General features: G+C 64.9%; 30 protein-coding genes. 16 read left to right on the top strand and 14 right to left on the bottom strand.

Translation table 11 applies throughout. From position 1 onward, the window contains the following. Positions 1-215 precede the first annotated feature (215 nt). A complete protein-coding gene (locus tag QSV46_RS08525; RefSeq protein WP_314949279.1) occupies positions 216-731 on the bottom strand; it encodes a ferritin-like domain-containing protein in 516 nt (171 codons plus the stop codon). A gap of 84 nt (positions 732-815) precedes the next feature. On the opposite strand from QSV46_RS08525, the gene QSV46_RS08530 reads away from it, so the two are divergent. The 6 genes from QSV46_RS08530 to QSV46_RS08555 all read left to right on the top strand — a co-directional run bounded on the left by QSV46_RS08530 (position 816) and on the right by QSV46_RS08555 (position 3,967). Then, positions 816-1,004: a hypothetical protein gene (locus QSV46_RS08530; protein ID WP_314949280.1), complete on the top strand. Its 189-nt coding sequence runs from the start codon at positions 816-818 to the stop codon at positions 1,002-1,004. A 60-nt stretch (positions 1,005-1,064) separates the two neighbouring features. Then, positions 1,065-2,117 carry an ATP-dependent DNA ligase gene (locus QSV46_RS08535; protein WP_314949970.1) on the top strand — a complete coding sequence of 351 codons (1,053 nt, stop codon included), beginning with the start codon at positions 1,065-1,067 and terminating at the stop codon, positions 2,115-2,117. A 48-nt stretch (positions 2,118-2,165) separates the two neighbouring features. Continuing rightward, complete coding sequence (locus tag QSV46_RS08540) at positions 2,166-2,333, top strand: DUF2934 domain-containing protein (RefSeq protein ID WP_314949282.1); 168 nt, start codon at positions 2,166-2,168, stop codon at positions 2,331-2,333. A 185-nt stretch (positions 2,334-2,518) separates the two neighbouring features. Beyond that, complete coding sequence (locus QSV46_RS08545; protein WP_314949284.1) at positions 2,519-2,824, top strand: hypothetical protein; 306 nt, start codon at positions 2,519-2,521, stop codon at positions 2,822-2,824. Positions 2,825-2,936: 112 nt separating this feature from the next. Further along, positions 2,937-3,329, top strand: a complete 393-nt coding sequence (locus tag QSV46_RS08550; protein ID WP_314949285.1) for a VOC family protein — start codon at positions 2,937-2,939, stop codon at positions 3,327-3,329. Positions 3,330-3,358: 29 nt separating this feature from the next. After that, positions 3,359-3,967, top strand: a complete 609-nt coding sequence (locus QSV46_RS08555) for a cysteine hydrolase (RefSeq protein WP_314949286.1) — start codon at positions 3,359-3,361, stop codon at positions 3,965-3,967. A 52-nt stretch (positions 3,968-4,019) separates the two neighbouring features. On the opposite strand, the gene QSV46_RS08560 is transcribed toward QSV46_RS08555, so the two are convergent. Next, on the bottom strand, positions 4,020-4,193 hold the full coding sequence (locus tag QSV46_RS08560) for a hypothetical protein (protein ID WP_244429184.1): 174 nt from the start codon (positions 4,191-4,193) through the stop codon (positions 4,020-4,022). 249 nt (positions 4,194-4,442) lie between these two features. On the opposite strand from QSV46_RS08560, the gene QSV46_RS08565 reads away from it, so the two are divergent. The 3 genes from QSV46_RS08565 to QSV46_RS08575 all read left to right on the top strand — a co-directional run bounded on the left by QSV46_RS08565 (position 4,443) and on the right by QSV46_RS08575 (position 6,113). Continuing rightward, complete coding sequence (locus tag QSV46_RS08565; RefSeq protein ID WP_314949290.1) at positions 4,443-5,519, top strand: flavodoxin family protein; 1,077 nt, start codon at positions 4,443-4,445, stop codon at positions 5,517-5,519. 74 nt (positions 5,520-5,593) lie between these two features. Beyond that, positions 5,594-5,923 (top strand): four-helix bundle copper-binding protein, encoded by a 330-nt coding sequence (locus tag QSV46_RS08570; protein WP_314949292.1) that lies wholly within the window; start codon positions 5,594-5,596, stop codon positions 5,921-5,923. Between the two features lie 16 nt (positions 5,924-5,939). Continuing rightward, a complete protein-coding gene (locus tag QSV46_RS08575; protein WP_314949294.1) occupies positions 5,940-6,113 on the top strand; it encodes a hypothetical protein in 174 nt (57 codons plus the stop codon). A gap of 7 nt (positions 6,114-6,120) precedes the next feature. On the opposite strand, the gene QSV46_RS08580 is transcribed toward QSV46_RS08575, so the two are convergent. After that, a complete protein-coding gene (locus QSV46_RS08580) occupies positions 6,121-6,843 on the bottom strand; it encodes a DUF72 domain-containing protein (RefSeq protein WP_314949296.1) in 723 nt (240 codons plus the stop codon). A 102-nt stretch (positions 6,844-6,945) separates the two neighbouring features. Between QSV46_RS08580 and QSV46_RS08585 the strand changes: the two genes are divergently transcribed. Next, positions 6,946-7,206 carry a hypothetical protein gene (locus QSV46_RS08585; RefSeq protein ID WP_314949297.1) on the top strand — a complete coding sequence of 87 codons (261 nt, stop codon included), beginning with the start codon at positions 6,946-6,948 and terminating at the stop codon, positions 7,204-7,206. A gap of 6 nt (positions 7,207-7,212) precedes the next feature. Here the strand turns inward: QSV46_RS08585 and QSV46_RS08590 are convergent, their stop codons facing one another. The 5 genes from QSV46_RS08590 to QSV46_RS08610 all read right to left on the bottom strand — a co-directional run bounded on the left by QSV46_RS08590 (position 7,213) and on the right by QSV46_RS08610 (position 14,088). Then, entirely contained in the window at positions 7,213-8,361 is a 1,149-nt protein-coding gene (locus tag QSV46_RS08590; RefSeq protein WP_314949298.1) for an amidohydrolase, read from the bottom strand. 273 nt (positions 8,362-8,634) lie between these two features. Further along, entirely contained in the window at positions 8,635-9,723 is a 1,089-nt protein-coding gene (locus QSV46_RS08595) for a mandelate racemase/muconate lactonizing enzyme family protein (protein WP_314949299.1), read from the bottom strand. Positions 9,724-9,797: 74 nt separating this feature from the next. Next, positions 9,798-10,991 (bottom strand): M20/M25/M40 family metallo-hydrolase, encoded by a 1,194-nt coding sequence (locus tag QSV46_RS08600; protein ID WP_314949300.1) that lies wholly within the window; start codon positions 10,989-10,991, stop codon positions 9,798-9,800. Between the two features lie 122 nt (positions 10,992-11,113). Beyond that, positions 11,114-12,361, bottom strand: a complete 1,248-nt coding sequence (locus tag QSV46_RS08605) for an MFS transporter (RefSeq protein WP_314949301.1) — start codon at positions 12,359-12,361, stop codon at positions 11,114-11,116. A gap of 203 nt (positions 12,362-12,564) precedes the next feature. Beyond that, positions 12,565-14,088, bottom strand: coding sequence for a CHAD domain-containing protein (locus QSV46_RS08610; RefSeq protein ID WP_314949303.1), 1,524 nt, complete (start codon positions 14,086-14,088; stop codon positions 12,565-12,567). A gap of 174 nt (positions 14,089-14,262) precedes the next feature. On the opposite strand from QSV46_RS08610, the gene QSV46_RS08615 reads away from it, so the two are divergent. The 3 genes from QSV46_RS08615 to QSV46_RS08625 are packed head-to-tail and all read left to right on the top strand — an operon-like array spanning position 14,263 to position 14,735. After that, positions 14,263-14,400: a hypothetical protein gene (locus tag QSV46_RS08615; RefSeq protein WP_314949304.1), complete on the top strand. Its 138-nt coding sequence runs from the start codon at positions 14,263-14,265 to the stop codon at positions 14,398-14,400. A gap of 24 nt (positions 14,401-14,424) precedes the next feature. Further along, positions 14,425-14,562, top strand: a complete 138-nt coding sequence (locus QSV46_RS08620) for a hypothetical protein (RefSeq protein WP_314949305.1) — start codon at positions 14,425-14,427, stop codon at positions 14,560-14,562. Further along, positions 14,559-14,735, top strand: a complete 177-nt coding sequence (locus tag QSV46_RS08625) for a hypothetical protein (protein WP_314949306.1) — start codon at positions 14,559-14,561, stop codon at positions 14,733-14,735. Before QSV46_RS08620 ends, QSV46_RS08625 begins: the two co-directional genes overlap by 4 nt. On the opposite strand, the gene QSV46_RS08630 is transcribed toward QSV46_RS08625, so the two are convergent. After that, positions 14,689-15,018 carry an HGGxSTG domain-containing protein gene (locus QSV46_RS08630; RefSeq protein WP_314949308.1) on the bottom strand — a complete coding sequence of 110 codons (330 nt, stop codon included), beginning with the start codon at positions 15,016-15,018 and terminating at the stop codon, positions 14,689-14,691. The two genes, QSV46_RS08625 and QSV46_RS08630, sit on opposite strands and share 47 nt — an antisense overlap. Continuing rightward, on the bottom strand, positions 15,015-15,617 hold the full coding sequence (locus tag QSV46_RS08635; protein ID WP_314949309.1) for a hypothetical protein: 603 nt from the start codon (positions 15,615-15,617) through the stop codon (positions 15,015-15,017). The genes QSV46_RS08630 and QSV46_RS08635 overlap by 4 nt, the downstream gene beginning before the upstream one ends. Positions 15,618-16,029: 412 nt before the next feature. On the opposite strand from QSV46_RS08635, the gene QSV46_RS08640 reads away from it, so the two are divergent. Beyond that, the gene (locus QSV46_RS08640; protein ID WP_314949310.1) at positions 16,030-17,004 is read left to right on the top strand and encodes a tripartite tricarboxylate transporter substrate binding protein; all 975 of its coding nucleotides are present in this window, start codon (positions 16,030-16,032) and stop codon (positions 17,002-17,004) included. Positions 17,005-17,106: 102 nt separating this feature from the next. Continuing rightward, a complete protein-coding gene (locus tag QSV46_RS08645) occupies positions 17,107-18,168 on the top strand; it encodes a DUF1236 domain-containing protein (RefSeq protein WP_314949311.1) in 1,062 nt (353 codons plus the stop codon). A gap of 48 nt (positions 18,169-18,216) precedes the next feature. Here the strand turns inward: QSV46_RS08645 and QSV46_RS08650 are convergent, their stop codons facing one another. From QSV46_RS08650 to QSV46_RS08660, 3 genes are all read right to left on the bottom strand, one after another. Then, a complete protein-coding gene (locus QSV46_RS08650) occupies positions 18,217-19,164 on the bottom strand; it encodes a lytic transglycosylase domain-containing protein (protein WP_314949312.1) in 948 nt (315 codons plus the stop codon). Between the two features lie 270 nt (positions 19,165-19,434). Further along, on the bottom strand, positions 19,435-20,292 hold the full coding sequence (locus QSV46_RS08655) for a VOC family protein (protein ID WP_314949313.1): 858 nt from the start codon (positions 20,290-20,292) through the stop codon (positions 19,435-19,437). Positions 20,293-20,438: 146 nt separating this feature from the next. Continuing rightward, positions 20,439-21,629 (bottom strand): urate hydroxylase PuuD, encoded by a 1,191-nt coding sequence (locus QSV46_RS08660; protein WP_314949314.1) that lies wholly within the window; start codon positions 21,627-21,629, stop codon positions 20,439-20,441. Positions 21,630-21,893: 264 nt separating this feature from the next. Here QSV46_RS08660 and QSV46_RS08665 point away from each other — a divergent pair, with 264 nt between their 5' ends. Beyond that, positions 21,894-23,204 carry a sorbosone dehydrogenase family protein gene (locus QSV46_RS08665; RefSeq protein WP_314949972.1) on the top strand — a complete coding sequence of 437 codons (1,311 nt, stop codon included), beginning with the start codon at positions 21,894-21,896 and terminating at the stop codon, positions 23,202-23,204. A 48-nt stretch (positions 23,205-23,252) separates the two neighbouring features. Here QSV46_RS08665 and QSV46_RS08670 read toward each other — a convergent pair whose 3' ends face one another. Further along, positions 23,253-24,053: an SDR family NAD(P)-dependent oxidoreductase gene (locus QSV46_RS08670; RefSeq protein WP_314949316.1), complete on the bottom strand. Its 801-nt coding sequence runs from the start codon at positions 24,051-24,053 to the stop codon at positions 23,253-23,255. Between the last annotated feature and the right edge of the window lie 236 nt (positions 24,054-24,289).

The raw sequence follows: 24,289 nt of genomic DNA on the forward strand, positions 1-24,289 counted from the left end.
AACACATGGCTGCTCCGACCAACGCCGCAAGTGAAGATTCTCCTTGCCAACCCGGAGCCGTCCACACATGGCCCATCTGCGACCTCGGAGACCATCCGCTCTTCGGCCGATGCTGGCGGTAAACCGGACGTCAGGCGGACAGCCGATTAATGAGTGTATGCCCTAGTTGAAGGAGCGGCCCGCTGCGTCGCGGAGCCGCTCCAGCAAAAGGCGATCTACGCCGCGGTGGACGCCTTGGCGTTGACACCCTTGCGCAAGGCCACCGTGTTCAGCTTGGTATTCGCGGCCTTCTCTTCATTCAGGTTCGTCGTCAGGAAGCGCACGATCTCGTCATGCCCGAGCTCCTCGGCCCAGGCGATCAGCGTGCCGTAGCGGCACATCTCGTAATGTTCCACGGCCTGCGCGTTCGCGACGATGGCGGCGTCCAGCACGGCCTTGTCCTCGATCTCGCCGGCGGTCTCGTCCGCTTCCTTGATAAGGCCGTCGATGGCCGGGCACTGCGTCCCGCTCGGCTCCTTGCCGAGCTTGGCGAACACTTTCTCGAGCCGCTCGACCTGCTTGTTAGTCTCGTCGAGATGGTTCTTGAGGCCGGTCACGAGATCCCGATTGGTCGCCTTGTCGATCATCTTCGGCAGAGCTTTTAGAATCTGCTGCTCCGCATAATAGATGTCCTGAAGACCGTGCATCAGCAGGTCTTCCATCGATTTGATGTCCTTGGTGAACAGTCCCATCTCGAATGTCTCCCTTTCGAATAAAGGGATGGAACGCCAACGGGTGTGCGTAGTTCCCTCTTCGAACTGGACAGGAGTTTCGACATGGCCGACGAACGCTTTGCCAAATTGCTGGGCCAGGCCGCCATGGACGTGTGGGGCGATATGCCGCGTGACATCCAGGAGGCGCTGTTCGAGACGGCGATGAAAGACCACGCCGGAGATCGCGAAGCTCTGGCGCGGCTGCTGCATGACCGTCATCCACGCACCGCGCATCCTGCCAAACCCGGTTGACCTGCGGACGGGTGCCGTCCCGACGATCGAAGCGTGTTGCGAGTGCTGATCATGGAGCCGATGGAAGCCGAGTCTGTCGTCGAGCTTCCCCGCGGGGCGCAATGGCAATACGAGCCGAAATGGGATGGATTCCGTTGCCTGCTCATCCGCGATGGGCAGCGGCTCAGGATGCAGTCGAAGGGCGGGCGCGATCTCGTCCGCTATTTTCCGGAAGTCGCCTCGGCCGCGTCTGCTCTCGATGCCGACTCCTTCATCCTCGACGGCGAGCTGATCATTCGGCTCGACGACGGCTATTCGTTCGATGCCTTGCTTCAGCGCATCCATCCGGCTGCCAGCCGGGTGAAGCGTCTCGCCGGCGAGACGCCGGCGAACTTCATTGCCTTCGATTTGCTGCGGGCGGCCGACGCCGATCTCGCGGCGTTGGCGCTCGCCAAACGGCGGCCCGCGCTCGAGACCTTTGCGCGGCGCGAGTTCCGGAGCAGTCCTGTGTTCGCGCTGTCGCCCGCGAGTCGCAATTACGCGGAGGCAAAGCGGTGGCTCCGGCGTGTGGAGGACGGCCACGACGGCGTCATCGCCAAGCGGCTCGACCTCGCCTATCGCGGCGGCACGCGAGACGGGATGCAGAAAATCAAGCTGCTGCGCTCCGCGGACTGCGTGGTCGGCGGGTTCAGATACGCAGAGAAGAAGCAGGGCGGGCGGAAGGTGGTCGGCTCGCTGCTTCTTGGATTGTATGATGAGTCAGGACTTCTGCATCATGTCGGCTTCACGTCGGGCATCAAGGCGTCCGACCGGCCTGGCCTGACCGACAAATTCGAGAAGATCCTCAGCGAGAGCAGTTTTACCGGCAAGGCGCCGGGCGGCCCGAGCCGATGGTCGACGAAGCGATCCGCGACCTGGCAGGCGGTGCGTCCCGTTCATGTCGTCGAGGTCTGCTACGACCATGTTTCGGGCGACCGGTTTCGCCACGGCACGAAAATCCTGCGATGGCGTCCTGACAAGAAACCCTCCCAGTGTCGCATGGACCAGCTGCGGCAAAAATCGGCGAAAGCCCGCCGGGAAATGGTCGTGAAGCCCGACGATCGGCAAGGGCGTGCGGGCACGGCTGGAACGTGACGCGCGAAAGCGGGGTTGAGAACAACAGATTTCGAGGAGACACCCCAAATGGCAAAGCCGACGGAAGACGACATCCGGACTCGCGCGCATGCGCTCTGGGAATTGGCAGGTAGGCCCGAAGGACGACAGGAGGAGTTCTGGCGCGAAGCGGAGCGGGAGCTTGCGGCCGATCCGGCCATCAATGCCGAAGAAGCCTCCGAGACGTTCACGGAATAACCGATCCGCTGGTCGCAACGGCAGGCGGCGGTCATCATCGAAGCTGGACCAGGCCTCGAAAGGCTCATCGCTTTGGAACCGCCGATGCCTTGCGCGATTAAGCAACATCATCTCGCAACAGCATCGCAAAATGGCGGAACCCGGCTCCGCCAAGCATTAGCCGGCACCTCAGGAAGGAGATCGTCATGCTCAAGAGATCAATGCTGGTCGGCGTCCTGCTGACAGTCAGCTCGACCATCGCCTTGGCAGGTCCCTGCAACACCACCGCCAACCGCGATGCAGGCTCGGGGCCGGTCACGACCGGCAAGGCGGCCGAGACCACCGGCACCGCTTCGTCAGCTGCCAAGGAGCACCCGCCGACCTCGGCGATGGGCAAGGCCAGCGAGAGCACGGCAACGTCCTCGCAGGACGCCCAGCGGCAGATGCAGGGACAGCCGACGGCGGCCGAACAGTCAAAGACGGCGACGGGACCCAGCGACAAGGACTGCTGAGTCATCGGATTTCCAAACGCGCGCGAGAAGGAGCCGGCCTTGCTGCCTCTCGCGCGCGACCGCTTGAGGACCGCAAAAGTCTGGCCGCTTCTGCGATGGGAGCAATGAGCCGATGATCCACCACGTCTCCGTCGGAACGAACGACGTGCCTCGGGCGCGCGCGTTTTACGACCCGCTGATGGCGTTGATCGGCTTTCGGGTTCTCAAATCCTCGGACCGCGCCGTGCATTACGGCGCCTCCGACATCGTCTTCAGCCTCGAAACACCGCTGAACGGCGAGCCCGCCAGTGCTGGCAACGGCGTGCATATCGCCTTCCAGGCGCCCGACCGGGAGACCGTGAGGCGCTTCCACTCCGCGGCCTTGGCGAATGGCGGGCGTGACGAGGGAGCGCCGGGTATCCGCGAACAGTACAATGCCAACTACTATGGAGCCTTCGTGCGCGATCCCGACGGCAACAAGATCGAAGCCGTGACCTACACGGCGCGGGAAAGCTTCGGTCTGTGATCAAGCCATACGCTTCGGGATAAACACCGATGAGGGACGCAAAGACGCCGGAAAGCCAGATCCGGAATGCCGTTCACCTCTGCATCGACATGCAGAACATCTTTGCGCCCGGAGGCCTCTGGGAAACACCATGGATGGAGAAGGTTCTGCCGACGGTCGCCTCGATCGTCTCGCGCCACCAGGACAGAACCATCTTCACGCGCTTCATCACGCCGCAGGATCCGGAAGATCGCCCCGGGCAGTGGCAGGTTTATTTTCGGCGCTGGCGTCAGGCAACCCGCCTCCATCTTTCGCCGTCCGCACTCGATCTCGTGCCGGCGCTGGCGCGCTACGTTCCGCCGGCCCGCGTCGTCGACAAGCCGGCCTATTCCGCATTCAGCAATCCGCACCTGGCGGGCACATTGGTTGAAAAAGGCATCGGTGCTGTGGTGATGACGGGTGCGGAGACCGATGTCTGCGTTCTCTCGACGGTCCTGAGCGCCGTCGATCTCGGCTTCAAGGTCGTGATCGTCGAAGACGCGTTGTGCAGCTCATCCGACGTCGGCCACGATGCGCTCATGACGATGTATCGCACGCGCTTCCACGGCCAGGTCGATCTCGTGACCGCGGAAGAACTGGAGGAGTTCTGGCGGGAGTAGGCAGCGCGCCGCGCCAGAGGCGCGGCACGCGCCGCCGATGCGGTGCCCGGGCTCAGCGCCGTTTCGCCGCTTTGGTTCGCCGGTTGTAAGGCGAGCGGTTGACGGGCCGCAGCGAAATTCCTTCGCGCTGCGCCTTGCTGCGGATGGCCGCGACCGGGCGCTGAAGCTTGATGCTCATGACGCCCGTCGGCGTGTTTCCTTTCGCAAGCTGTTTCAGCTTGCTCACATCCGCAGGCGTCCATGGCTCGCGCGTGCGGCGCTTGTAAGCGGGATTTGCCTTGCGCGGTCCTCTGCGACCGATCGGTGAGCCTAGCCGTTTCAATGCTGCTTTCGCCATGATGATCCTCCTTCAAGCCCTTCATGAACAAGCGAATCACCATTTCGGTTCCGGCGTAGTGCATTCGCAACGCCAGGGGCCGGAACCGCGCACAGCGCGCCGGGTTGATCGCTTGCACTGATCTGTCGAGGAACCAGCATGACGGATGTCGACGTTCGCAAGGGGATGCCGCCCGTCAAGCTGTCGCGCGAAGCGTTCGAGCGGCGCTACAGGAGCCAATTCGTCGATCCGGCCTTTGCGCCGTTGCAGCGCGAGCTCGATGCCATCGTCGGCGCCGCCTGGGACGCCTACAGCCATTCGCGCAAGGCGCCGGTGACGCGGAAGGCGGGAGCAGGCTTCGCCGATCCCGACTACGATCTCGCCGCGGACTGGCTCGCCGCGCGCGCTGCGATTCTGGAGGCGCAACGGCGGCACGACGATGCCGACGCGACGCCGCGCATCCTCATCGTTAATGGCGCGGCGCGCAGCGAGCACAGCTGTCCCGGCGAGATGTCCAAGACATGGCGCATGGTGAAGCTGGCCGAGCCGGTCTTCGTGGAGATGGGCTATGCCGTCGACATCCTCGATCTCTCCCGCCTGACGTCGGAGTTCGGCAAGACCATTCATCCGTGCAAATCGTGCGTCTCCACCGCCATGCCGCTCTGCCACTGGCCGTGCAGCTGCTATCCGAACTACGCGCTGGGCCAGACCGGCGACTGGATGAACGAGATCTACCCGCTCTGGGTCGCGGCCCACGGCATCCTGATCGTGACGCCGGTGAACTGGTATCACGTCCCCGGCGGTCTCAAGGCGATGATGGACCGCCTGGTCTGTGCCGACGGCGGCAATCCCGATCCGACATCGACGCACGGCAAGAAAGCGGACGAGGCCAAGGCGATGGAGCTGAAGGGCTGGCCCTATCCGCGTCATCTCGCCGGCCGCCACTTCGGCCTCGTCGTTCACGGCGACAGTGTCGGCGCCGAAGGCGTGCGGCGGACATTGTCCGACTGGCTGACCGACATGCACCTGATCTCGGCTGGCCGCTTCGGCGAGCTCGACGGTTATGTCGGCTACATGGAGCCATACGCCACCTCGCACCGCGACCTGGATGAGGACGGCGAGTTCCAACAGGAGGTGCGCAATGCGGCGCGCGCGCTCGGCAACGCGGTTCGGCTGGCGCGCAGCGGGCGGCTCGACCGGCCGGGGAACGGCCTTGAAGATCCAAATCCTAAATGATGTGCGTCAGGAACGAAGCGCGCCGGCTTGCTTTGACTGGCGTTGGAGAAGCGTGCACCCGAAGGAGAGACGCGATGCCGAAATCGGAAGACATGAACCGTTGCATCGAGCTGTGCCTGGGCTGCTACCGGACCTGTCTCGGCACGGCCATGAACCATTGCCTCGAGACCGGCGGCAAGCATGTCGAGCCGAAGCATTTCCGCCTGATGATGGCCTGCGCCGAAATCTGCCGGACGGCCGCGCATTTCATGCTGATCAACACCCCGCATCACAGGCACACATGCGGCGAATGCGCCGAGATCTGCGCCGAATGCGCCCAGGATTGCGAACGGATCGGCGGCATGGACGAATGCGTCGCCATGTGCCGGTCATGCGCCGAATCCTGCCGCGCCATGGCTGCTTAAGCAGCAGGAGACGCTCATGCTGGAAGAGAAACTGAAGGAAGCCATCGTCGGAGAGCTCAAGCGTCAGGCCGCCAACCGGCCGCAATCGCTCAAGGTCGACGGCTCCTCCGAAGAACTGGTCGTCAACGGAAAGATCGATCTTGCCGAGCTGGCCATGGTGATCGCCGGGTCGGTCGCGGGCGGACCGTAGCTCCGTCTCAAAGCAGGGTCTTTAGCTTCAACGCATCGGCCGGTGCCGCGCTCTTCTGGTCGTTGTCGAAATAGACGTAGACGTCGCAGCCCTGCCGCTTCCACGATTTGATCCGCCGCGCCCATTGCGCCAGCGCCGCCGGCGAATAGTGGCCGTGATAGCGCCCGCCCGGTCCATGTCCGCGCACATAGACGAAGTCCGCGGTGCGCTTCCACGGCGCCGGTGCGTCGTGATGGTCCGACAGGCAGAGCGAGATGTTCTCGTCGGCGAGCATCCGCAGGATGCGGGGCTGATACCAGCTCGGATGACGGAATTCGAAGCTGTAACGCCGTTTGCCCGACAGCAGCTTGAAGAAGGAGGCGAGCCGGTCGGCGTTTGCCTCGAATTGCGGCGGCAACTGGAACAGGATCGGTCCGGCCTTGCCGCGCAGCCGGGAAATGCGATCCTCCAGCAGCTCGAGGCTGTTGACGGAGCGGTCGGACAGGCGCTTCCAGTGCGTGATGAACTTCGAGGCCTTCCATGCGAAGACGAAGTCGCGACCGGTCTGCTCGCGCCACGCTGTCACCGCTTCCGGCGTCGGCGTGCGGTAGAACACGCCGTTCAGCTCCGTCGTCTCGAACTGCCCGGCGTAGTAGCGAAGCTGCTCCTTCAACGGCAGGCCCTCGGGAAAAAACGGACCTCGCCAGGAGTCGTAATGCCAGCCGGAGGTTCCGATCAGAACGCGCGCCATTCTCTCTCGCTACTCCTGTCTCTCTCGCTGCTGCTGGCGCGGAGAGAACGGTCCGCGCCAGCCGGGGAGGAACGTCCGTGCAGGAGATACGTTTCTGTCGGCATGACGGAGCTCGATATTCCGTACCACGCAGCAGGACTGGAACCGATGTACGCGCTGTTCGAAGGCAACAAGCAGATCGGCGATCCCTTTCCCACCGAGAAAGAGGTGTGGGAAGCCGCGCTGATCGAGGGACTGGTGACCGACGTTCCGGTCGCGGACGAGGAGGGCGGCCGGCTTCTGCCGGCCGGCTATCACGTGGCGCGCGTCGACGAGACGTTCGAGCCGAAGCCGGGCTGGAAGCTGCCGCGTGAGATCTCCTGAGCGGGCCTAGTTCGAGGCCAGCGCCGCCTTGGCGACCTCGGCCATCCAGCTCGAGGCGACCGGCAGGATCGCGTCGTTGAAATCGTAGCGCGGGCCGTGCAGCTCGGCGCCGTCGCGCAATTCGCCGTTGCCGATCCAGACGAAGGCACCGGGGCGCTGCTTGAGATAGTGGGCGAAATCCTCGCCGGCCATGCTGGGCGCGAGATCGCGCCTGATCTCGGCCCGCACCTTCTCCGCGGCAAGGCGTGCAAGGCCCGCCTCATCAGGCGTATTGATCACCACGCCGACGCCCATCACGATCTCGGGCGTGACCTTGACGCCGAAGCTCGTCGCGATCCCGGCGCAGGTTCGTTCGATGCCGTCGAGAATGATTTCCTTGATTCCGTCGCGATGAAATCGCAGCGTGCCGCGGATCGTGACGCGGCCGGCGATCTGGTTCGGCGCGGTACCGCCGTCGATCGTGCACAGCGACAGCACGGCGGTGTCGAGCGGATCGACGCTGCGCGACACGATCGATTGCATCGCCACGATGAGGTGGCCCGCGGCCATCACCGGATCGCGCGTCAGATGCGGCATGCCGGCATGACCCGCATGACCGTCAATGGTGATGGTGACGCGCCCGCCGGAGGCCATGACGACGCCGTCATGGACCGCGATCGTGCCGGCTTGCAGGCCCGGCCAGTTATGGAAGCCGAACACCCGATCCATCGGGAAGCGCTCGAACAATCCGGCCGCGACCATCGCGCGCGAGCCGCCGTAGCCTTCCTCGGCCGGCTGGAAGATGAAATCGACCGTTCCGCTCCAGCTGGTGTCGTCGGCGAGCAGCGCAGCCGCGCCGAGCAGGGATGCCGTATGCCCGTCATGGCCGCAGGCATGCATCACGCCGGGATTTTTCGAAGCGTAGACAAGGCCCGTATCCTCGCTGATCGGCAGCGCATCCATGTCGGCCCGCAAGCCCACGCGTCCTTGCGCGGAGCCTCGCGCGAGGGTCGCGACGATGCCGTGGCCGCCGATGCCAGCCTCGAAGGGAATGCCGAGCTCGGTGAGCCTGTCCTGCACGAAGGCGGCAGTGGCCTTCTCCTGGAGGGACAGTTCGGGGTTGGCATGCAGATGCCGGCGCCACTGGGTCAGTTTCTGGTGCAACTCGGGGGTCAAGGCGGAGGGGACTTTCGGATGGTGGCTACCTTGGCACCATAGCCGAATAATTGCTGCTTGCATCCGGCGCTAGCGAATGCCTCGCGTGCAGCCACATCGTCATGGCCGGGCTTGACCCGGCCATCCACGTCTTGCTTGCTGCACGGAGAACGTGGATGCCCGGGACCCGGCTCCGCCAAGGCTTCGCCGGGCTACAAGGCTTCGCCGGGCTACAGGTGTTGGCCGGCGAAGCTTCAGCGAAGACGGCAAGCCCGGGCATGACGACCTCATGTCCTACGCCGCCAGCTTCGCCAGCCCCTTCCAGTCAAAGCTGATGCCGTGGCCGGGGCGATCGGGCGCCAGCGCCTTGCCGTCCTCCAGCACCAGCGGATGCTCGATATACTTGTCCAGCCCGAAGCCGTGGGCTTCCAGATACGAGCGGTTCGGGCAGGCCGCGAGCAGATGCACGGTGATGTCGTGCGCGCCGTGGCTGGTGACAGGCAGGTTGAAGGCTTCCGCGAGCCGCGCGATCTTCATGAACGCACTGACGCCGCCGCAATTGGTGACGTCGGGCTCGGGATAGGACACCGCGCCCGCGGCGATGTAGTTCTTGAACTCCCACAGCGAGCGCAAATTCTCCCCGGCCGCGATCGGCACGCCGCCGGCCTGCATGATGCGGGCGTGGCCCGCGACGTCGTCGGGGATAACAGGCTCTTCCAGCCAGGTCAGGTCGTATGGAACGAAAGCGCGTGCGGCGCGGATCGCTTCCTCGACCGTCCATTTCATATTGGCGTCCACCATCAGCGGAAAGCCGTCGCCGAGATGCTGTCGCATCGCGGAGACCTTTGCGACGTCGGATTTGAGGTCGGGCCGGCCGACCTTCATCTTGATGGCACGAAAGCCTTTTGCGAGATTGCCGTCTGTTTGCTTGAGCAATGCGTCGACGGAAAGATCGAGGTCGATGCCGCCGGCGTAGCACGGCACGCGCGCGTCAAACCCGCCGAGCAGGCGGAACAGCGGCAGCTTGGCCCGCCGCGCCTTCAAATCCCACAGCGCAATGTCGAGCGCGGACAGCGCCAGCACCACCGGCCCACCGCGCCCACCATAATGCAGGCCCCACCAGACGTGATGCCAGATCGCCTCGGTGTCGTCGGCCTCGCGGCCCTCGACCAGCGGCGGCATCTCGCGCTTGAGGATATCGGCGACAGCGCCGCCATTGCGCCCCACCGTGTAGGTGTAGCCGACGCCCTCGGCACCATCGGCATCGCGGACGCGGCAGGTGACCAGCTCGAACGCCGTGATCTCGCCATGCGTGGAGTCGGAGAGCGTGACGGGGAGGGGGATCCGGTAGAGTGCGGATTCGATATTGGCGATGCGTGCCATGGGGCCTCCCTGCGTTTTCTTTGCAGGCTAGGCCGGCGGGCGCTGCCCGGCAAGCGCGCGTCATGCGAGGCAGCTCACCGCATCGTCGCGAGCTGCACGGCCAGCGCGCAGGCGCGGTCGTATTCGTCCAGATTGATCCACTCGTCGATCGTGTGCGCCTCGTTCTGGCCGGCGCCGAACGTCACCGTCGGAACGCCGTGGCGGACCATCCAGTTGGCATCGAGGCCGCCATTGGCGGTGCGGACGTTCGGGGTGCCACCGACGGCGGACACGGCCTCGACCGCGCGTTTGACGACGGGCAAATTGTCCTTCATGCGGAACGGATAATAGTCGGTCTCGGCCTTGAATTTGACCTTGCCGGACTTGCCTTGCGCATTGGTGACCTTCTTGGCCGCCTTCTCGAATGCGGCCTTGTAGGCCTTGGTGATCTCCTTGAAGAACTTTCCGTCGTGGCTGCGGCTTTCACCGCGCACATGCACATAGTCGGTGACGACGTTGGTGGCATCGCCCGCCGGGCGGCCCTCGCCGCCGGTGACGGGGCCGACATTGCTGGTGCCTTGGCTCTTGCCCTTCACCACCTTGCCGAACCAGCCGCCGGCCTTCACGTCCGCAAGCGCGAGCGCCATGATCATGGTCGAGGAGATGCCGCGCTCGGGTGCGACGCCGGCATGGGAGGCGCGGCCGAAAATCTCGACGGTCCAGCGGTCCGCGCCGACCGCGCCGATGACGACGTTGGAGGCCGAGCCGCCGTCGTAGTTGAACGCCATCGCCGGCGAGCCGAGCTCGTCGAGCTTCACATGACGCGCGCCGTAGAGCCCGCTCTCTTCGCGCACGCAGAACAGCAGCGTGATCGGCGGATGATCGAGCTTGTGCTTCTCGAGCTCGGCGGCCAGGGTCACCAGCACGCCGCAACCGCAGCGGTTGTCGCCGCCGAGCGCGGTTTTGGCCTCGTTGACGATCTTGCGCCCGGATTTCTTCGGCCTGGCGCCGGCGCACAGCGGCACGGTGTCCATGTGGGTCATGAACATGATGCGCGGCTGGTTGTGCAGCGCGCCGCGGCCGGGCAGGTCAACGATGAGGTTGCCGGTCTCGGTCGGCACCGGAATGCGTGTGTTGGCATCGTCGAGCCGGATCGCCTTTCCCGGCACGCCGCTCTCCTTCAGCGCGGCCGCGAGCTCACGCCCGATCGCCGCCTCCTGTCCGGTGATGCCCTCGATGGCGAGAAAGCGCATGAGGCGGTCGGTGGCGGCTTTGGTGTCGACAGGCATGAGTCATTCCCTTGATGCACGAATGCGTAGGATGGGTAGAGCTCTTCGCGAAACCCACCATCTTCGTGCAAGAGCAATATCTTCGTGCAAGAGCGATGGGTTTCGCTTCCGCTCTACCCATCCTACGAACGCGACGAAGTATAAGTCAAAAAAATCAGCGTCCCGAACAGAAGCATGGCAGCCATGAAAAGCAACACCGCCGGCAGCCCGGCGAATGCCGCCACCGCGCCGGTCACCGACTGCATCAGCGCCGCGCCGAGAAAGAAGGCGAGGTTCACGGCCGCGAGCGCCTTGCCCGTAGTCTGCGCGTCGACCAGCTGGCGCGACATGCCGAACAGCAGCGGTTGGGCGGAGGTCGCAAGGCCGATCAGCACGAACAGCACGAGGTCGTATCGCGGCGGCATCACGGGCACCCCGCACAGCAGCGAGACCGCATAGTGCGGTGCCCCGAGCGCCATCAGCGCCAGCAGCAGCGCGCCGACCATATGCGTGCTCGCCACCAGCGCGCGGCGGCGGCCGAGCCTGCGATCGACCATGCCGATGAGAAGCGGACCTGCGATCATCGCCAGCGTGAACGCGCCGAGCTGGTTGCCGGCCTCGACCCGCGACAATCCCTTGACCTCCATCAGCCACGGCCCGCCCCACAGGCCGCGCAGCACCAGCGAGGTCGCAAGCGATACCAGCGCCAGCGCGATCAGGCCGCGCAGTGGACGCGACAAGCCGAGCCTGAGCACCTCGATCATCTGCGACAGCGGCGAGGACTCGTCCTTGTGCTCGGCCGGCTGGTGCGGCACCAGCAGGAACACCGCGAGCGCGACCGCGATGCCGCCGACGCCGGAGATCCAGAATCCGGCGCGCCAGCCGTAAGCATCGACCACGAAGGCGAGCGGGCTCGACGACAGCAGCATGCCGATATTGCCGATCGAGAGGATCGCGCCCGACCACAGGCCGAATCGCGCCGCAGATAATTGCTTGGCTGCCAGTGTCATCGGGCACATCAGCATGCCCGAGGTGGCGATGCCGAGCAGCACCTGCCCGACCGCGAAGCTTTCGGGCCCTGTCGCAAATCCCGACGCGATCGCGCCGAGCACGGTTCCCGCGAGCAGGCTGAGCGACACCGGCCGCACGCCAAAGCGGTCCATCGCAGCACCAACCGGAATCTGCGCGGCGGCAAAGGCAAACGGATAGACCGAGGTGAGGCTCGCCAGCGCCTGCGGTTCGATGTGAAAATCCGCCGCCATCAGATCGAGGCTGACGGCGGGAATGGTGCGCAGCAAGGTCGAAAGCATGTGCCCGCAGGCCAGCGCAAGCAGCGCAAGGATCAGCGCGCGGGTGCCGACGCCCGCTTCATCCGTGGCAGCGGTACCCATGAGCGCCCGTCCCGAGAAGGTTTTGGGTGGAGTTACATGATTGAGGGAGGCGTGCCAATGGCGGGGGCAGGAGCCCCTCGTATTCCTGAATGTGCCTTGTCAAAAGCATGGTCCGGAAAAATGCGGCGTGGTTCTTTCGAAAAGGCGACGTCGACAAAGGCCGGTGTGCGGGAATCCGGCATGACCCAGGCGGCTATTATTGCTCAGCCACGGGGCACGGCGCGCAGCCGGCGCAACCGATGCAGTTGCTTCGCCGCGTCCTTGATCAGGCCATCGGCGGCCTCGCGTTCCTGGCCGACGATGAACCCCGATGCGAATGCCTGGGCACGGCGGTTCGAAGGCGGCGCCGTCAGCGCAGCCTCCGTTGCCAGCTCGCGGTGCGCCATGAAGTCGTTCAGCGATCCCAGCGCGGATTGAATCTGCTTCAGCCGGTCGGAAAGATCCGCCAGCTCCTTCTGGTCGCGGTGGCTGTAGAGGCTCTTGAAGAACTCGGCGGCATAGCGGATCTTCTTGATCCTGATCCGCAGCTTGTGGCGCTGCATCGGATCGAGATCGTTTAGGCGCTTGCCCTGTTTTCGCGCCTTTCCGATGCGCCGGTCGAGCATTTCCGCGGCGTAGGCGGAGATGGTGCGGTCGTCACTGCTGTGATCATTGGCGCGAGGTCGTCCGGTGTCGATCCACTCGATCAAATCGATCAGCAGGCGGCGGTAACGCGCCGACCTGGTCGCGTCGCGGGCGCGGCCGAAGGCCGCCGTCCGTTGCCGGGAGAACCTCTTGCGGATCGCGCGAGCGCCGCGTTGCGGCACGCCGTGCCCGGTGATGGGCTGAACGCTCTCCGTCAGAAACACGTCGATCTCACGCGCCGGCGCCAGTTCGCCTGTGAGCCATTTCAGCTCGGCCTTGATCCGCGCGGTGCTTGCCCGCGGCAGGATATCGGCGAACAGCGAGATGGCCGCACGCAGCCGCCGCAGGCCGACCCGCATCTGATGGATGCCCTCGGCGTCCATGTCTCGCACCGGCTCGGCGTTCGCCGTGATTTGACGCAGCGTCGAATGCGCGATCATGCCGAACGCTTCGCGCGGCGGGAGCTCCGGTGTCAGCGCGATCGGCTCGGCGTGCTGCGCGCCGCCGCCGCTTCCCGCGACGAGCTGGTAGCCTCGCTCAGCCTTCGAGCGCAGATCGAGCTCTGCATCCGTTCTGCGTTCGAGTTCGCGGGCGAGGCGAAACAGGTCCGCGACATGTCCCGACTTCAGCTCCAGTTCCAGCTCGGAAACGGGCCGCGAACGGCGCCCGGCACTGATGCGGCCGCGATCGACCGCGAGTTCGATCTGGCTCTTCCGGACGCGTCGCGGCTGCGACAAGCGATGGATGTCGGTCTGGAACACCGGCTTCAGCTTGCGGGGAAGTTTGGCCGTCGCAAGCCTGCGGAGCGGCGTATGCCCCATCTTCTTCAACTCCGGTCTTGCGCCGGAAACCTCGTGCTCCCATTCGCCGCGCGTCACGCGTCCCGCGCCGCCGGATTTCACGGTTTGCACGTAACGGCCCTCGATCTTGCGGACGCGCAAGGTAAGGCCATGGCGCCTGAGCTTCTGCTTGTTCGTATCGTAGTAGGTCGACACGAGCGTCTGCTCGGACCCGTCGCGGCGCTGCCTCGAACTGCCGCGCCGCAACACCGACGACAATTTCCCTGGTGAAATCCGGAATTTCAGTTCCGTTTCTGCGTTCATGGCTGAATCTTTCCGTTGCCAAATTCAAAGTGGCGCATTCACGGGAAGTTCCGGCGCTGCCTGCATTTCAATTCGGCCGGCCAATCATGCCGCTGCACGTCATGCAATCTTCACGGAACTCGGCGCGAGAATGTTCGATTGAGGAGCAACGTCCATGAGCTGAAGGAGGCCGCCTTGAGCCGAACGAACGCAATTGCGATCATTGTCATCGTACTCGTTCTCGCCGGCGGTGCCGCCGCGCTCTATCGTCTGGATGACGGCCAGGGAAGCCGCACTAGCCAGGCGGATTCGGCGAGAACGGCATCGGATTGAGCCGGGCAGATCACCGGCGTCGGAATGACCTGGCAGGCGAATCTCGTCGACAGCGGCGGGGCCGACTGGCAGCGCGCGGCCAGCGTATTGAGACAGACGAGAGAGGATCTCGACCCGATGTTCGAATTGGTTGACGAACCACAATCGAAGGACAGGCCATGAGAAAGCCCGCGATTCATCCAGACGACTTCCCGGTCGAAACCAGCAAGACCACCGTCAAGACCGACAAGGGCGAGCCGCTTGCAGAGGCCGAAAACGAGCCTGTGGCGGAGGAGATCGCCGACCGTCTCAACGAGCATGCCTACCGCGAGGAGCACGATCGATGGTCGCCGTGACGTCCGGATCGGTGCGGCTCAGCTCGCGAAGCAGTTTGCGCGCCTGATCCAGCACTGTCCGAACGTTTTCCCGCTCCGCGGTCGAATCACTCGTAAACATCCCATGCGTCTGCGCATTGCGATTGCCGCGTGGTGCGCCCGTCCTTGCGGCGCCGCCATGCATGCGGCATCGACTCTTGCCGCCCACCGCCGGCGCGCGGCAGGGGCGGCCGCTGCGGGCCCTTGCGCCGCATCGGCGGCTCGCCTGCATCGGGGCCGTGTTGCGGACGTGATCGCTGTTCATGCCACGGCGCCGTGCGCGCCGTCGGCGCCCGCCTCCGCAACGATCATGCTGGCATGCTGGGTGACGTTGCCTACGATCGCCTTGCCGCCGTCCTGCACCGACACATTTTGCACCGTGATCGCGCGCTCGTCGCTATTGCGGTGGCGGTTCAGGGCTTCGACCTGGGCGGCGAAGGTGCGGGAGAGCCGGGTCAATGCGCGTGTGACACTCTCCTGCTGCGGAAGGTTGTCGGTGCAGGCGAGGCGACAGGCGCTGCGCATCGTCGCCATGTGAATGGAGACCATCTGGGATATCAGCATGGCCTCGATGGAATCTTTCGGCGCGATGCTTCCGATCATCGAGATCATGAAGGCGAGATTGGCTTCATCGGGCTTCTGCCCGATCGCGCTCGCCTTGGCCAATTGCCTGAGCATGCCGTGCAGCGCGTCACGGTCGGCGGCGCCGAGCGCCTCGGCCAGCAGCCGCTCGCCGGCTTCCGGGTCCGGATGATTGATCGCAATGCGGCGCTTGTAGAGTTTGATCCGTGGGGTGGCGGCGGGACTGCTGCGATCGTTTGCCGCAAGCGGCAAGGCGATGTGGCGTTCGGGGGCTGTCGTCATGTCTGTGTCCTTTGCTGGCGCAGGCGCGCGCGAACGGGACCGTTCGCTGTTGCGCGCGGATGCGAATTTCGGGATGTCGATGAAGGGCTTACGCACCACCACGCCAGGGCGGCCCTGATCAGGCAGGGCGGGACGCTCATGATGGTTGGGATGATGGCATTCTGCCCCTGTTTTGCCCGACGAGTCAAACGTCCTCGCGAGATGCGTAAGTCCTTGTTCTCTCAACGGCCGGCTACTGTGCATGGGGTTGTTTTCGCATTTTTTGTTTGGAAGCAGCTCTCGCGTGCCGCGCGGCGGAATGCCGGCACGCCAAGGCGATTGCGAATTTTGGCGCGACCGCTAATCATGCCGCCCGCATGCGTCGCACCAACAAGCAGTCACAAGCGGCGCGTTGAGGTCGGGGAGAGAACGAATGCAAGGAACGCTTCGCCTGCTGGCGATCGTCGCCGGATTGTGCGTGACGACAGAGGCACTCGCGCAGAAATATCCGGTGCGGCCGGTCAAGGTCATGGTCGGCTTCAGCGCGGGCGGTCCGGTCGATGTCGTCGCGCGCATCGTTGCCGACCGACTCAGCAACAAGCTCGGACAGCCCTTCGTGGTCGAGAACCGCGCCGGCGCCAACGGCATGATCGCGGCCGAGGGCGTGGCGCGTGCGGAGGCGGACGGCTACACCATCCTCGCCTGCAACTCGTCCACGATCACGCTCAACAAGACGCTGTTCAAGGACATCCGCTACGATCCCGAGAAAGACTTCGCGCCCCTCACCACCGTCGTGTCCGCGCCGCTCGTGCTCGTCGTCAATCCGGAGAACCCCAAGACCGCCAACGTCAACACCGTGGCCGATCTCGTCGCCGCCGCGAAGGCCGCGCCCGGCGCGCTGGCCTATGGCTCGGGCGGCAACGGCAACCTCGCCCATCTCGCCATGGAGCTGCTCAGCCAGAAGGCCGGTATCAAGCTGATCCACGTGCCCTATCGCGGCGGCGCCGCATCCGAGGTCGGCATCCTCGCCCAGGAGGTGCTTGCGGTGTTCGATCCGCTCTCCGCGGTGCCGCTGGTGAAGGCCGGAAAGCTGCGCGCGCTTGCGGTGTCCTCGGCCGAGCGGCTACCGTCGCTGCCGGATGTGCCGACCGTCGTCGAAGCCGGCTATCCCGGCTTCGACATCTCATTCTGGGTCGGCTTCTTCATGCCGAAGGCAACGCCGGCGCCGATCCTGGAGACGCTGCACCGGGAGATCGCCACGGCCGCGAAGGACCCGGCGATCGAGGAGAAGCTCGGCTCGCAAGGCGTGGTCAGCGTTCTCAGCCCCGCCGAGTACGCCGCCAAGATCGCGAAGGAGACCACGGAGCTTGCCGAGGTCGTCGTGGCCGCGAACATCAAGGCGGAGTAGGGTCCGTACGGAAGCGGTTCGCCTTTCTCCTGGGAAAAAGTGGAACTGGCCGTTCTAACGCAGGTTAGTAGCCAACGTTCATTTGATAAAAGGGAGTGAACCATGATCCGCCTGTTGGCAACCACCGCATTAGGGCTGGTGCTGGCGAATTCCGCCTTTGCGCAATCGCCCAGTTCGAACACGAAGTCCGAGCAGACCCCGCAATCCCAATCAAATTCGACAGCGCCGTCCACCACCACGCCATCCGGCGCGGCCGACAGGCAGCAGACCACATCGCAACCGCAGCAATCACCGGCGACAGGAAACTCGGCGCAGACTACGCAGAGCCCTGCGCCGTCATCGCAGAGCGGCACGGCAAGCTCGAACACCACCGGCAACCAGCCCGCGACCCAGCAGAGCGCCAACCCGCCGCCGGCGAATACGAACCAGGCGCAGGATCGGTCCAATCCGCCGCCGCCCAATAGCAATCAGGCCCAGCAGGCGCCCGCCGCATCCGGGACCAACCAGGCTCAGCCGGCGCCGAACGCCCCGGCCAGTAATCAGGCGCAAGGCGAACGCACGGGCAGCAATGCGCAGGCCGCCGCCCGTACCGACGTCAACCTCAACAAGCAGCAGGAAACCAAGATCAGCGCTTCGATCTCGCATCTGAACGTGCGGCCGCTGACCAACGTCAACTTCTCGCTAAACGTCGGCACCGTGGTTCCGCGCGACATTCAGCTATCGACGCTGCCGCCGGACGTGGTCGAGATCGTGCCGCAATATCGCGGCTACAGCTTTGCACTGGTGAAGGATCAGATCGTCGTGGTCGATCCGGCGACCTACAAAATCGTGACGGTGCTGCCGTACTCGGGACAATCCACCGCAACGACAACGACCACGCGCGAGCGTAGCGCCAGCAAGTTTTCGGATCGCGATCGCGAAGTGATCCGCAAGCACGCGAGAACCCGTAGTGAGGGACGGAGCGAACGGCAGACCACCGGCAGCACTGCGCGGACCGAGATCCGCGTCGGTGACCGCGTTCCCGATAGTGTCGAGGTCGAGGAATTCCCGAGCACGGTCTACCGGGACGCGCCCGACCTGCGCGAATACCGCTACATCCATCGCGATACGCGGACCTACGTCATCGAGCCTCGTGAACGGCGCATTATCGAGGAGATCGACTAGCTCGCAAGGCGTCGGAAGCCGCTCTTGGAGCGGCTTCCGATCGGCGCATCAGCGCTCGTTCGATGCGAGGCGGATGGCGCGGGCCTTCGCGCTCTTTCCGGCTGCGCGCGCCGCGATCATGCTGCGCGCCTTGCCGTGGCTGGTCTTCCTGATCATGGATGCGAGCCGCTTGCGGGCACGGGTGGCCGTTACCCGCGCTGCCACTTGTTCGCCCTTGCGAATGATGGCGGCGGCTGAAGTCGTCAGGTTCACCGGAACCCAGGCAACGTCTTTCATCTTGGACAGGCTGCCGATGCCTTCGCAGGGCGCTTCGCGCGGCAGGTCGATCCGGATCGCGAGGGCTTCCGCGCGCTCGGTCCAGTCTTCGGCGCTGGTGCCGGTGATGATGCGGACATAGTCGCGGGTCTCGCGCGGCAGCTGGCTCTCCTTTGCGAGCCACTTCTGGATGCGGCCGGGGCCTGCGTTATAGGCGGCCGCCGCGAGGCCGAGGTTGCCGAAGTCGTCGCGGAGCTTGCGCAGGAATTTCGCCGATGCCGGCAGCGCCTTCATCGGATCGAAGGGATCGTCCAGCCCGACCTCGGCCGCCGTCCCCGGCATGAACTGCGCGACGCCCTGCGCGCCGGCCTGGCTCACTTCGTCGGACTTGAAGCGGCTCTCCTGCCAGATCAGGCGCGCGAAGAACGGCACCGGAATGCCGCTGGCTTCGGCAGCTTCCCGAAGTGCGTGACAGAATCGTTCGGTGGATGAAACGGCGATCTGCGGGACGGGCGCCGGTTCGCGCGGTGGCTCGACGGCCTGCTCAAACGCCGCGCGTGCATTTGTCAGCTCGAGGGCCTGCACGCTCGCGAGGAAGAGATCGACGAGGGGAACCAGCGATGATACGCGTTCGGCTTGGAGACCGGTGTTGTCGAATTTCGATCCTTGCGGGGACGGCGACGAGCCGACGTCGCACATCAGAATCAGGAACGCGGCACAAGCCGCGACGAGAAATCGCATCTCGGTGGGAGTCCTTGAACTGTGGGGGAACGACCGGCGGCGGCGCCAGTGACAAGGACTTCTTAACGGTAATTGCGGCGAAGCTGCGATTCCGCGCGGCCCCCGGTGTTAGTACGGTGTTCCCGGCGCAGAACATGCGACGAGAGTTCCGCGGCTTGGCTGGGACTGCGAGGACATGAGGCCGCGAGCGATATTGCGGCAGCCTGGCGATCACACCTTGGGAAAGTCCTTCCGCATCGCGATCTCGGCGGCATCGCCGGGCGGTTAAAATCAGCCGGCGACGAAGGCGAGCAGGGTGCCGTTGGCTTTGGCCGGCGGGACGCAGATCGCCGGCCCGCTGCGGACTGCGGCGGAGCCAAGTGTCTTTTCGGTGGCCGCCAGATCGCGGCTGACGAGGACCAGGGCCGCGCCGCCGCGCTTGGAAAGGCCCGCGAGCGGCACGCCGGGATAGCGTTTGCCGAGCTGGTCCAGCGTCAGATAGACGAAGTCGGCGCGATCGCCGCCGGAGGGAACGATCACCGCGCCATCGGCCTCGGCCTTCGGCTCGCGGTCGATCAGCCGGCCGAGATGTGCTGCTTCCTTTGCCGGCTCCGGCGTTGCGATCAGCGTCTGCTTGATCCGCTTGGCCGCATTGGCGTGCTTCATCAATTCAGGGATCCACACGGTCTCGCGCGTCTTGTGCTGGCAGGCGAAGATGCGAATGCCGCCCGGCGCTTCCGCCGTCGGCCACATGAAGGTGCGGAATTTTGCCGCCGAGACCGTGCCATCGGGCAGCGTCACCGGCCGTTCGAAATCGGTGGGGCCGACCGGCTCCAGGCCGCGTGCACGGATCTCCTCCGCACCGGCTGCGGAATCGAGGGCGGTGAAGGCAATGCGCTCGATGCCTTCGCCGCGCTTGTCGAGGAAGGCGCGCGCCGGCGCATTGTGCTCGGTGGCCGTGAGCACGCCGAGCAGCTCCATATAGTCCGGGTCGAACATGATGGTGTAGTTGCCGGTGCCCATATGGGCGCTGTGGGTGCCGCGCGGGGAAACGGTGAAGCCGAGCTGCCGGTAATTCTCGGCGGCCTTGTCGAGGTCCTGAACCATGACCACGGCGTGGTCGATACCGATGACGTTCTTGAGGGCCACTGTTCTTATCCCCGCATGCAAACTGACTTCAGGCCGCTCTGGCGGCCACGGTCCTGTCTACGCCGGATGGGCGGTCGAGTCATTTTCAATTCAAAGGGAAATGCAAAATTTCATTCCGCGAAGCACGGCCACGGTGCGCGATCGCGTCAGCGCGTCTGCTCGATATAGGCGGCGAGGATGGCACGCTCCTCGCTGGTCATCTCGGTGATGTTGCCCGGCGGCATTGCATTGGACCAGGCGGCGACGCGGCCGATCAAGCGGATGTTGCGATGGATGTGCTCGGGCGCATCGAGCAAAATGCCTTTCGGCGCGGTGACGATGCCGGCCCAGACCGGCTCGGCCGCATGGCACATGCTGCAGCGGGACATCACGATCTCCTCGACGTTGGCAAGCGTCGGCTGTGCCGACAGCGCGGTGGTCCTGACATCGCGCGGGCCGGCCGCGGAGAGGAACAGGATCGCGATCACGCCGGCGGCTGCCACACCCCACACCCACCACGGCGATTTGCGCCCGGCATGGCGCTCGTTGAAGAAGTGGCGGATGACGGGGCCGAGCGCGAGAATGATGGCGACGATGATCCAGTTGAAGCGGGTGGCGTAGAGCAGGGGATAGTGGTTGCTGATCATCAGCACGACGACGGGCAAGGTCAGGTAGTTGTTGTGAACCGAGCGCTCCTTGCTGGTCTTGCCGAGTTTCGGATCCGGCGCCTGTCCCGCGATCAGCGCGGCCACGATTTTCTTCTGGTTCGGGATGATCAACGTGAAGACGTTGGCGACCATGATGGTGCCGATGATCGCGCCGATCTGGTTGAAGGCGCCGCGGCCGCTCAAGACATGGGTGAAAGCGTAGGTCAGCGCGACCAGGAACAAATAGCCACCGATGGCGAACGGCAGCTCGCGCTGGGCAAGCCCTGTGCGGCAGGCGGCCTCATAAAGCAGCCACGCCAGCGCGAGGCTGCAGAAGCTGAACAGGCCGGCCTGAAACGGCGTGAGGTCGAGGATCGACTTGTCGACCAGGAACAGGTCGGCTTCGAGATAATACACCACCACCATCAGCGCGAAGCCGGACAGCCAGGTGGTGTAGGCCTCCCATTTGAACCAGGTCAGCTCGTCCGGCATCTGGCTCGGTGCCACCAGGTATTTCATGATCCGGTAGAAGCCGCCGCCATGGACCTGCCAGGCCTCGCCCTGCACGCCGTCAGGCAGATCGTTGTTGGGCTTGAGGCTGAGATCGAGGGCGATGAAATAGAAGGAGCTGCCGATCCAGGCGATTGCGGCGACCACATGAAGCCAGCGGAGCAGCAGGCTCGCCCATTCCGATATGATGGATCCCCACATGATCACCCCATCAATTTGCGACGCCGACGCCGCAGCCTTGATGACCGCAACCGGCGGCCCTGCCCTTACAATGTGTCGCACCGATCTGCCGCATTTTCCAGTATGATGGGTCGCGGCTGATGCACATCGTGCGGGCATGAGCTGACGTGGGATGCGGCAGGCGTTTTTCCTGCCGCAGACCATTTGCGGATCGATCGGCGTTGACGCGCGAGACGTGCAGGCCGGGAGGAAGACGACGTGAAAATCAGGACATGGTCCGTGGCGATGGCCGCGGGATTGCTGGTCGCGGTTGCGACCGGTGCGCAGGCGGAGCCGGTGCTGCAGGGCAAGGATGCCTATGGCGATTGGCAGGCCGACAAGCCCGGTACGGTCAGATTGATCCGGCCGCAGGATCTGGTCAGGCCCGGCGCCACGCGGTCGTTTGCAAGCTCCGCGCGCGTGGTGGCGCGGCCGCCGGAAGCCTCGCCCCAGGTGCCGACAGGTTTCAAGGTCGAGCTGTTTGCCGAAGGCTTGCGCGCTCCGCGCATCATTAGGGTCGCGCCGAACGGCGATGTCTTCGTCGCGGAGACGCGGGCCGGCACCATCCGTGTGCTTCGCGCCGGCGAGAGCGGCAAGGTCGCGACCAACGAGGTGTTTGCGAGCGGGCTGCGGCAGCCGTTCGGCATCGCCTTCTTTCCGAACGGCGACAATCCGCAATGGGTCTATGTCGCCAACACCGACAGCGTCGTCCGCTTCCCCTATCAGGCCGGCGACATCAAGGCGCGCGGCAAGGCGGAGACGATCGTTGCGAGCCTGCCGCACGACGGCGGCCACTCCACGCGCGATATCGTCTTCACGCCTGACAACAAGCGCATGCTGGTCTCGGTCGGCTCGCTCAGCAATGTCGCCGAGGGCATGGGGACGCCACCGGGCGGGTTGGATGCGTGGTCGAAAGCGCAGCCGCTTGGCGCGGCCTGGGCCAGCGAGACCGAGCGTGCCGCCGTGCTGTCCTTCAACCCCGATGGCAAGGAGCGGAAGATCTATGCGACCGGCATCCGCAATTGCGTCGGCCTCGCAATCCAGCTGCAGACCGGCCTGCCCTGGTGCTCGACCAACGAGCGGGACGGACTCGGCGACGATCTCGTGCCGGACTACGTGACGAGCGTGAAGGAGGGCGCGTTCTACGGCTGGCCGTGGTTCTATGTCGGCGGCAACGAGGACCCGCGCCACGCCGGCGCGCGACCCGACCTCAGGGACAAGGTGACGGTGCCTGATGTGCTGATCCAGCCGCACTCGGCCTCGCTCGGCATGACCTTCTATCAGGGCACGCAATTTCCGTCCGAGTACCAGGGCGACGCCTTCGCCGCCGAGCACGGCTCCTGGAACCGCTCGAAGCGCACCGGCTACAAGGTGATCCGCATCAGGATGAAGGAAGGCAAGCCAACGGGCGAGTACGAGGACTTCGTCACGGGCTTCGTGGTAAGCGACAGCGAGGTATGGGGACGGCCGGTCGGCGTCGCCGTGGCGAAGGATGGTTCGCTGCTGGTGTCGGAAGACGGCAACGGCACGATCTGGCGGGTGACGTACTCGCGCTGAGCGAGCCTTTGTCTCCTCTCTCCGCGTGCGGAGAAGGGCAAGAAGGTGTCACCCCCGCCTCACGCTCGCGCCTCCATCCACCGGCAGCGTCACGCCGGTGATGAAGTTCGCTTCGTCCGAGGCCAGGAACAGCGCGGCGTTCGCGACATCCCATGCCGTGCCCATCTTCTTGCGCAGCGGCACCTTGCTGTCGCGTTCGGCTTCGACTTCGGCACGGGTCTTGTGCCATTCGCGGGCGCGGGTATCGACGGCCATCGGCGTGTTCATCAGGCCGGGCAGGATGACGTTGGCGCGGATGCCGTATTCGGCGTTCTGGTAGGCGAGTTGCTCGGTGAAGGCGATCATCGCCGATTTCGTCGCCTTGTAGGCGACGTAGGGATAGGTGGTGATCGCCGCCATCGAAGAGATGTTGATGATGGCGCCACTGTTCTGGGCCCGCATGATCGGGATCACTTCCTTCGCCGCGAGGATGCAGCTCTTCAGATTGATGGCGACGATGCGGTCGAACGCCTCCTCGGTGATTTGAAGCAGCTCGGCATCGCCGCCGGACAGGCTGACGCCGACATTGTTGTGCAGTACGTCGATCCGGCTCCAGCGCGTCTGCGCGTCCGTGACCATCGCCTTGATGTCAGCGGCCTTTGTCACGTCGGCCCTGAAGGCTGCGGCGGAGCCGTTTTTCTCTGCGATCATCGCGGCGGTTTCCTGTGCCGATTCCAGATGATGATCGACGCACAGCACCTTTGCGCCCTCGCGCGCGAAGGTCAGCGCGGTGGCGCGGCCGTTGCCCATGCCTTCACCGGGGCTCTGGCCGGCCCCAACCACGATGGCGACTTTGTCGTTCAGGCGCATGACGCTTTCTCCCTGCTTTTTCATCACGATAGCACGTGACAAGCGGAGCAGAAGAGCGATCGATCGCAGAGTGGTTGGCATTCGGCGCACGCCGTCCCGCCGAACATGCATGGCTCCGATGCCTCGAGGAAAGTGCGTGCACGCGCAAGGGCTTGCTGCTGCGCAGGAACCGAACTCAAGCGACTGCGTTGCTGCCGGGGCGTTTTTCGCGTTACGCTCTCCCCCGGGGCTTCTCA

Origin of the sequence: Bradyrhizobium cosmicum (genome assembly GCF_032290525.1) — a bacterium.
In the GTDB taxonomy this organism is placed as follows: domain Bacteria; phylum Pseudomonadota; class Alphaproteobacteria; order Rhizobiales; family Xanthobacteraceae; genus Bradyrhizobium; species Bradyrhizobium cosmicum_A.

Bases quoted from the DNA above. Each gene is read 5' to 3' on its own strand.
- QSV46_RS08630 (WP_314949308.1), bottom strand. From the start codon at position 15,018: ATGAACAGCGATCACGTCCGCAACACGGCCCCGATGCAGGCGAGCCGC.
- QSV46_RS08600 (WP_314949300.1), bottom strand. From the start codon at position 10,991: ATGCCTGTCGACACCAAAGCCGCCACCGACCGCCTCATGCGCTTTCTC.
- QSV46_RS08595 (WP_314949299.1), bottom strand. From the start codon at position 9,723: ATGGCACGCATCGCCAATATCGAATCCGCACTCTACCGGATCCCCCTC.
- QSV46_RS08605 (WP_314949301.1), bottom strand. From the start codon at position 12,361: ATGGGTACCGCTGCCACGGATGAAGCGGGCGTCGGCACCCGCGCGCTG.
- QSV46_RS08555 (WP_314949286.1), top strand. From the start codon at position 3,359: ATGAGGGACGCAAAGACGCCGGAAAGCCAGATCCGGAATGCCGTTCAC.
- QSV46_RS08625 (WP_314949306.1), top strand. From the start codon at position 14,559: ATGAGAAAGCCCGCGATTCATCCAGACGACTTCCCGGTCGAAACCAGC.
- QSV46_RS08620 (WP_314949305.1), top strand. From the start codon at position 14,425: ATGACCTGGCAGGCGAATCTCGTCGACAGCGGCGGGGCCGACTGGCAG.
- QSV46_RS08540 (WP_314949282.1), top strand. From the start codon at position 2,166: ATGGCAAAGCCGACGGAAGACGACATCCGGACTCGCGCGCATGCGCTC.
- QSV46_RS08535 (WP_314949970.1), top strand. From the start codon at position 1,065: ATGGAAGCCGAGTCTGTCGTCGAGCTTCCCCGCGGGGCGCAATGGCAA.
- QSV46_RS08635 (WP_314949309.1), bottom strand. From the start codon at position 15,617: ATGACGACAGCCCCCGAACGCCACATCGCCTTGCCGCTTGCGGCAAAC.
- QSV46_RS08575 (WP_314949294.1), top strand. From the start codon at position 5,940: ATGCTGGAAGAGAAACTGAAGGAAGCCATCGTCGGAGAGCTCAAGCGT.
- QSV46_RS08640 (WP_314949310.1), top strand. From the start codon at position 16,030: ATGCAAGGAACGCTTCGCCTGCTGGCGATCGTCGCCGGATTGTGCGTG.
- QSV46_RS08525 (WP_314949279.1), bottom strand. From the start codon at position 731: ATGGGACTGTTCACCAAGGACATCAAATCGATGGAAGACCTGCTGATG.
- QSV46_RS08530 (WP_314949280.1), top strand. From the start codon at position 816: ATGGCCGACGAACGCTTTGCCAAATTGCTGGGCCAGGCCGCCATGGAC.
- QSV46_RS08645 (WP_314949311.1), top strand. From the start codon at position 17,107: ATGATCCGCCTGTTGGCAACCACCGCATTAGGGCTGGTGCTGGCGAAT.
- QSV46_RS08610 (WP_314949303.1), bottom strand. From the start codon at position 14,088: ATGAACGCAGAAACGGAACTGAAATTCCGGATTTCACCAGGGAAATTG.
- QSV46_RS08665 (WP_314949972.1), top strand. From the start codon at position 21,894: ATGGCCGCGGGATTGCTGGTCGCGGTTGCGACCGGTGCGCAGGCGGAG.
- QSV46_RS08580 (WP_314949296.1), bottom strand. From the start codon at position 6,843: ATGGCGCGCGTTCTGATCGGAACCTCCGGCTGGCATTACGACTCCTGG.
- QSV46_RS08565 (WP_314949290.1), top strand. From the start codon at position 4,443: ATGACGGATGTCGACGTTCGCAAGGGGATGCCGCCCGTCAAGCTGTCG.
- QSV46_RS08570 (WP_314949292.1), top strand. From the start codon at position 5,594: ATGCCGAAATCGGAAGACATGAACCGTTGCATCGAGCTGTGCCTGGGC.
- QSV46_RS08585 (WP_314949297.1), top strand. From the start codon at position 6,946: ATGACGGAGCTCGATATTCCGTACCACGCAGCAGGACTGGAACCGATG.
- QSV46_RS08650 (WP_314949312.1), bottom strand. From the start codon at position 19,164: ATGCGATTTCTCGTCGCGGCTTGTGCCGCGTTCCTGATTCTGATGTGC.
- QSV46_RS08545 (WP_314949284.1), top strand. From the start codon at position 2,519: ATGCTCAAGAGATCAATGCTGGTCGGCGTCCTGCTGACAGTCAGCTCG.
- QSV46_RS08670 (WP_314949316.1), bottom strand. From the start codon at position 24,053: ATGCGCCTGAACGACAAAGTCGCCATCGTGGTTGGGGCCGGCCAGAGC.
- QSV46_RS08660 (WP_314949314.1), bottom strand. From the start codon at position 21,629: ATGTGGGGATCCATCATATCGGAATGGGCGAGCCTGCTGCTCCGCTGG.
- QSV46_RS08550 (WP_314949285.1), top strand. From the start codon at position 2,937: ATGATCCACCACGTCTCCGTCGGAACGAACGACGTGCCTCGGGCGCGC.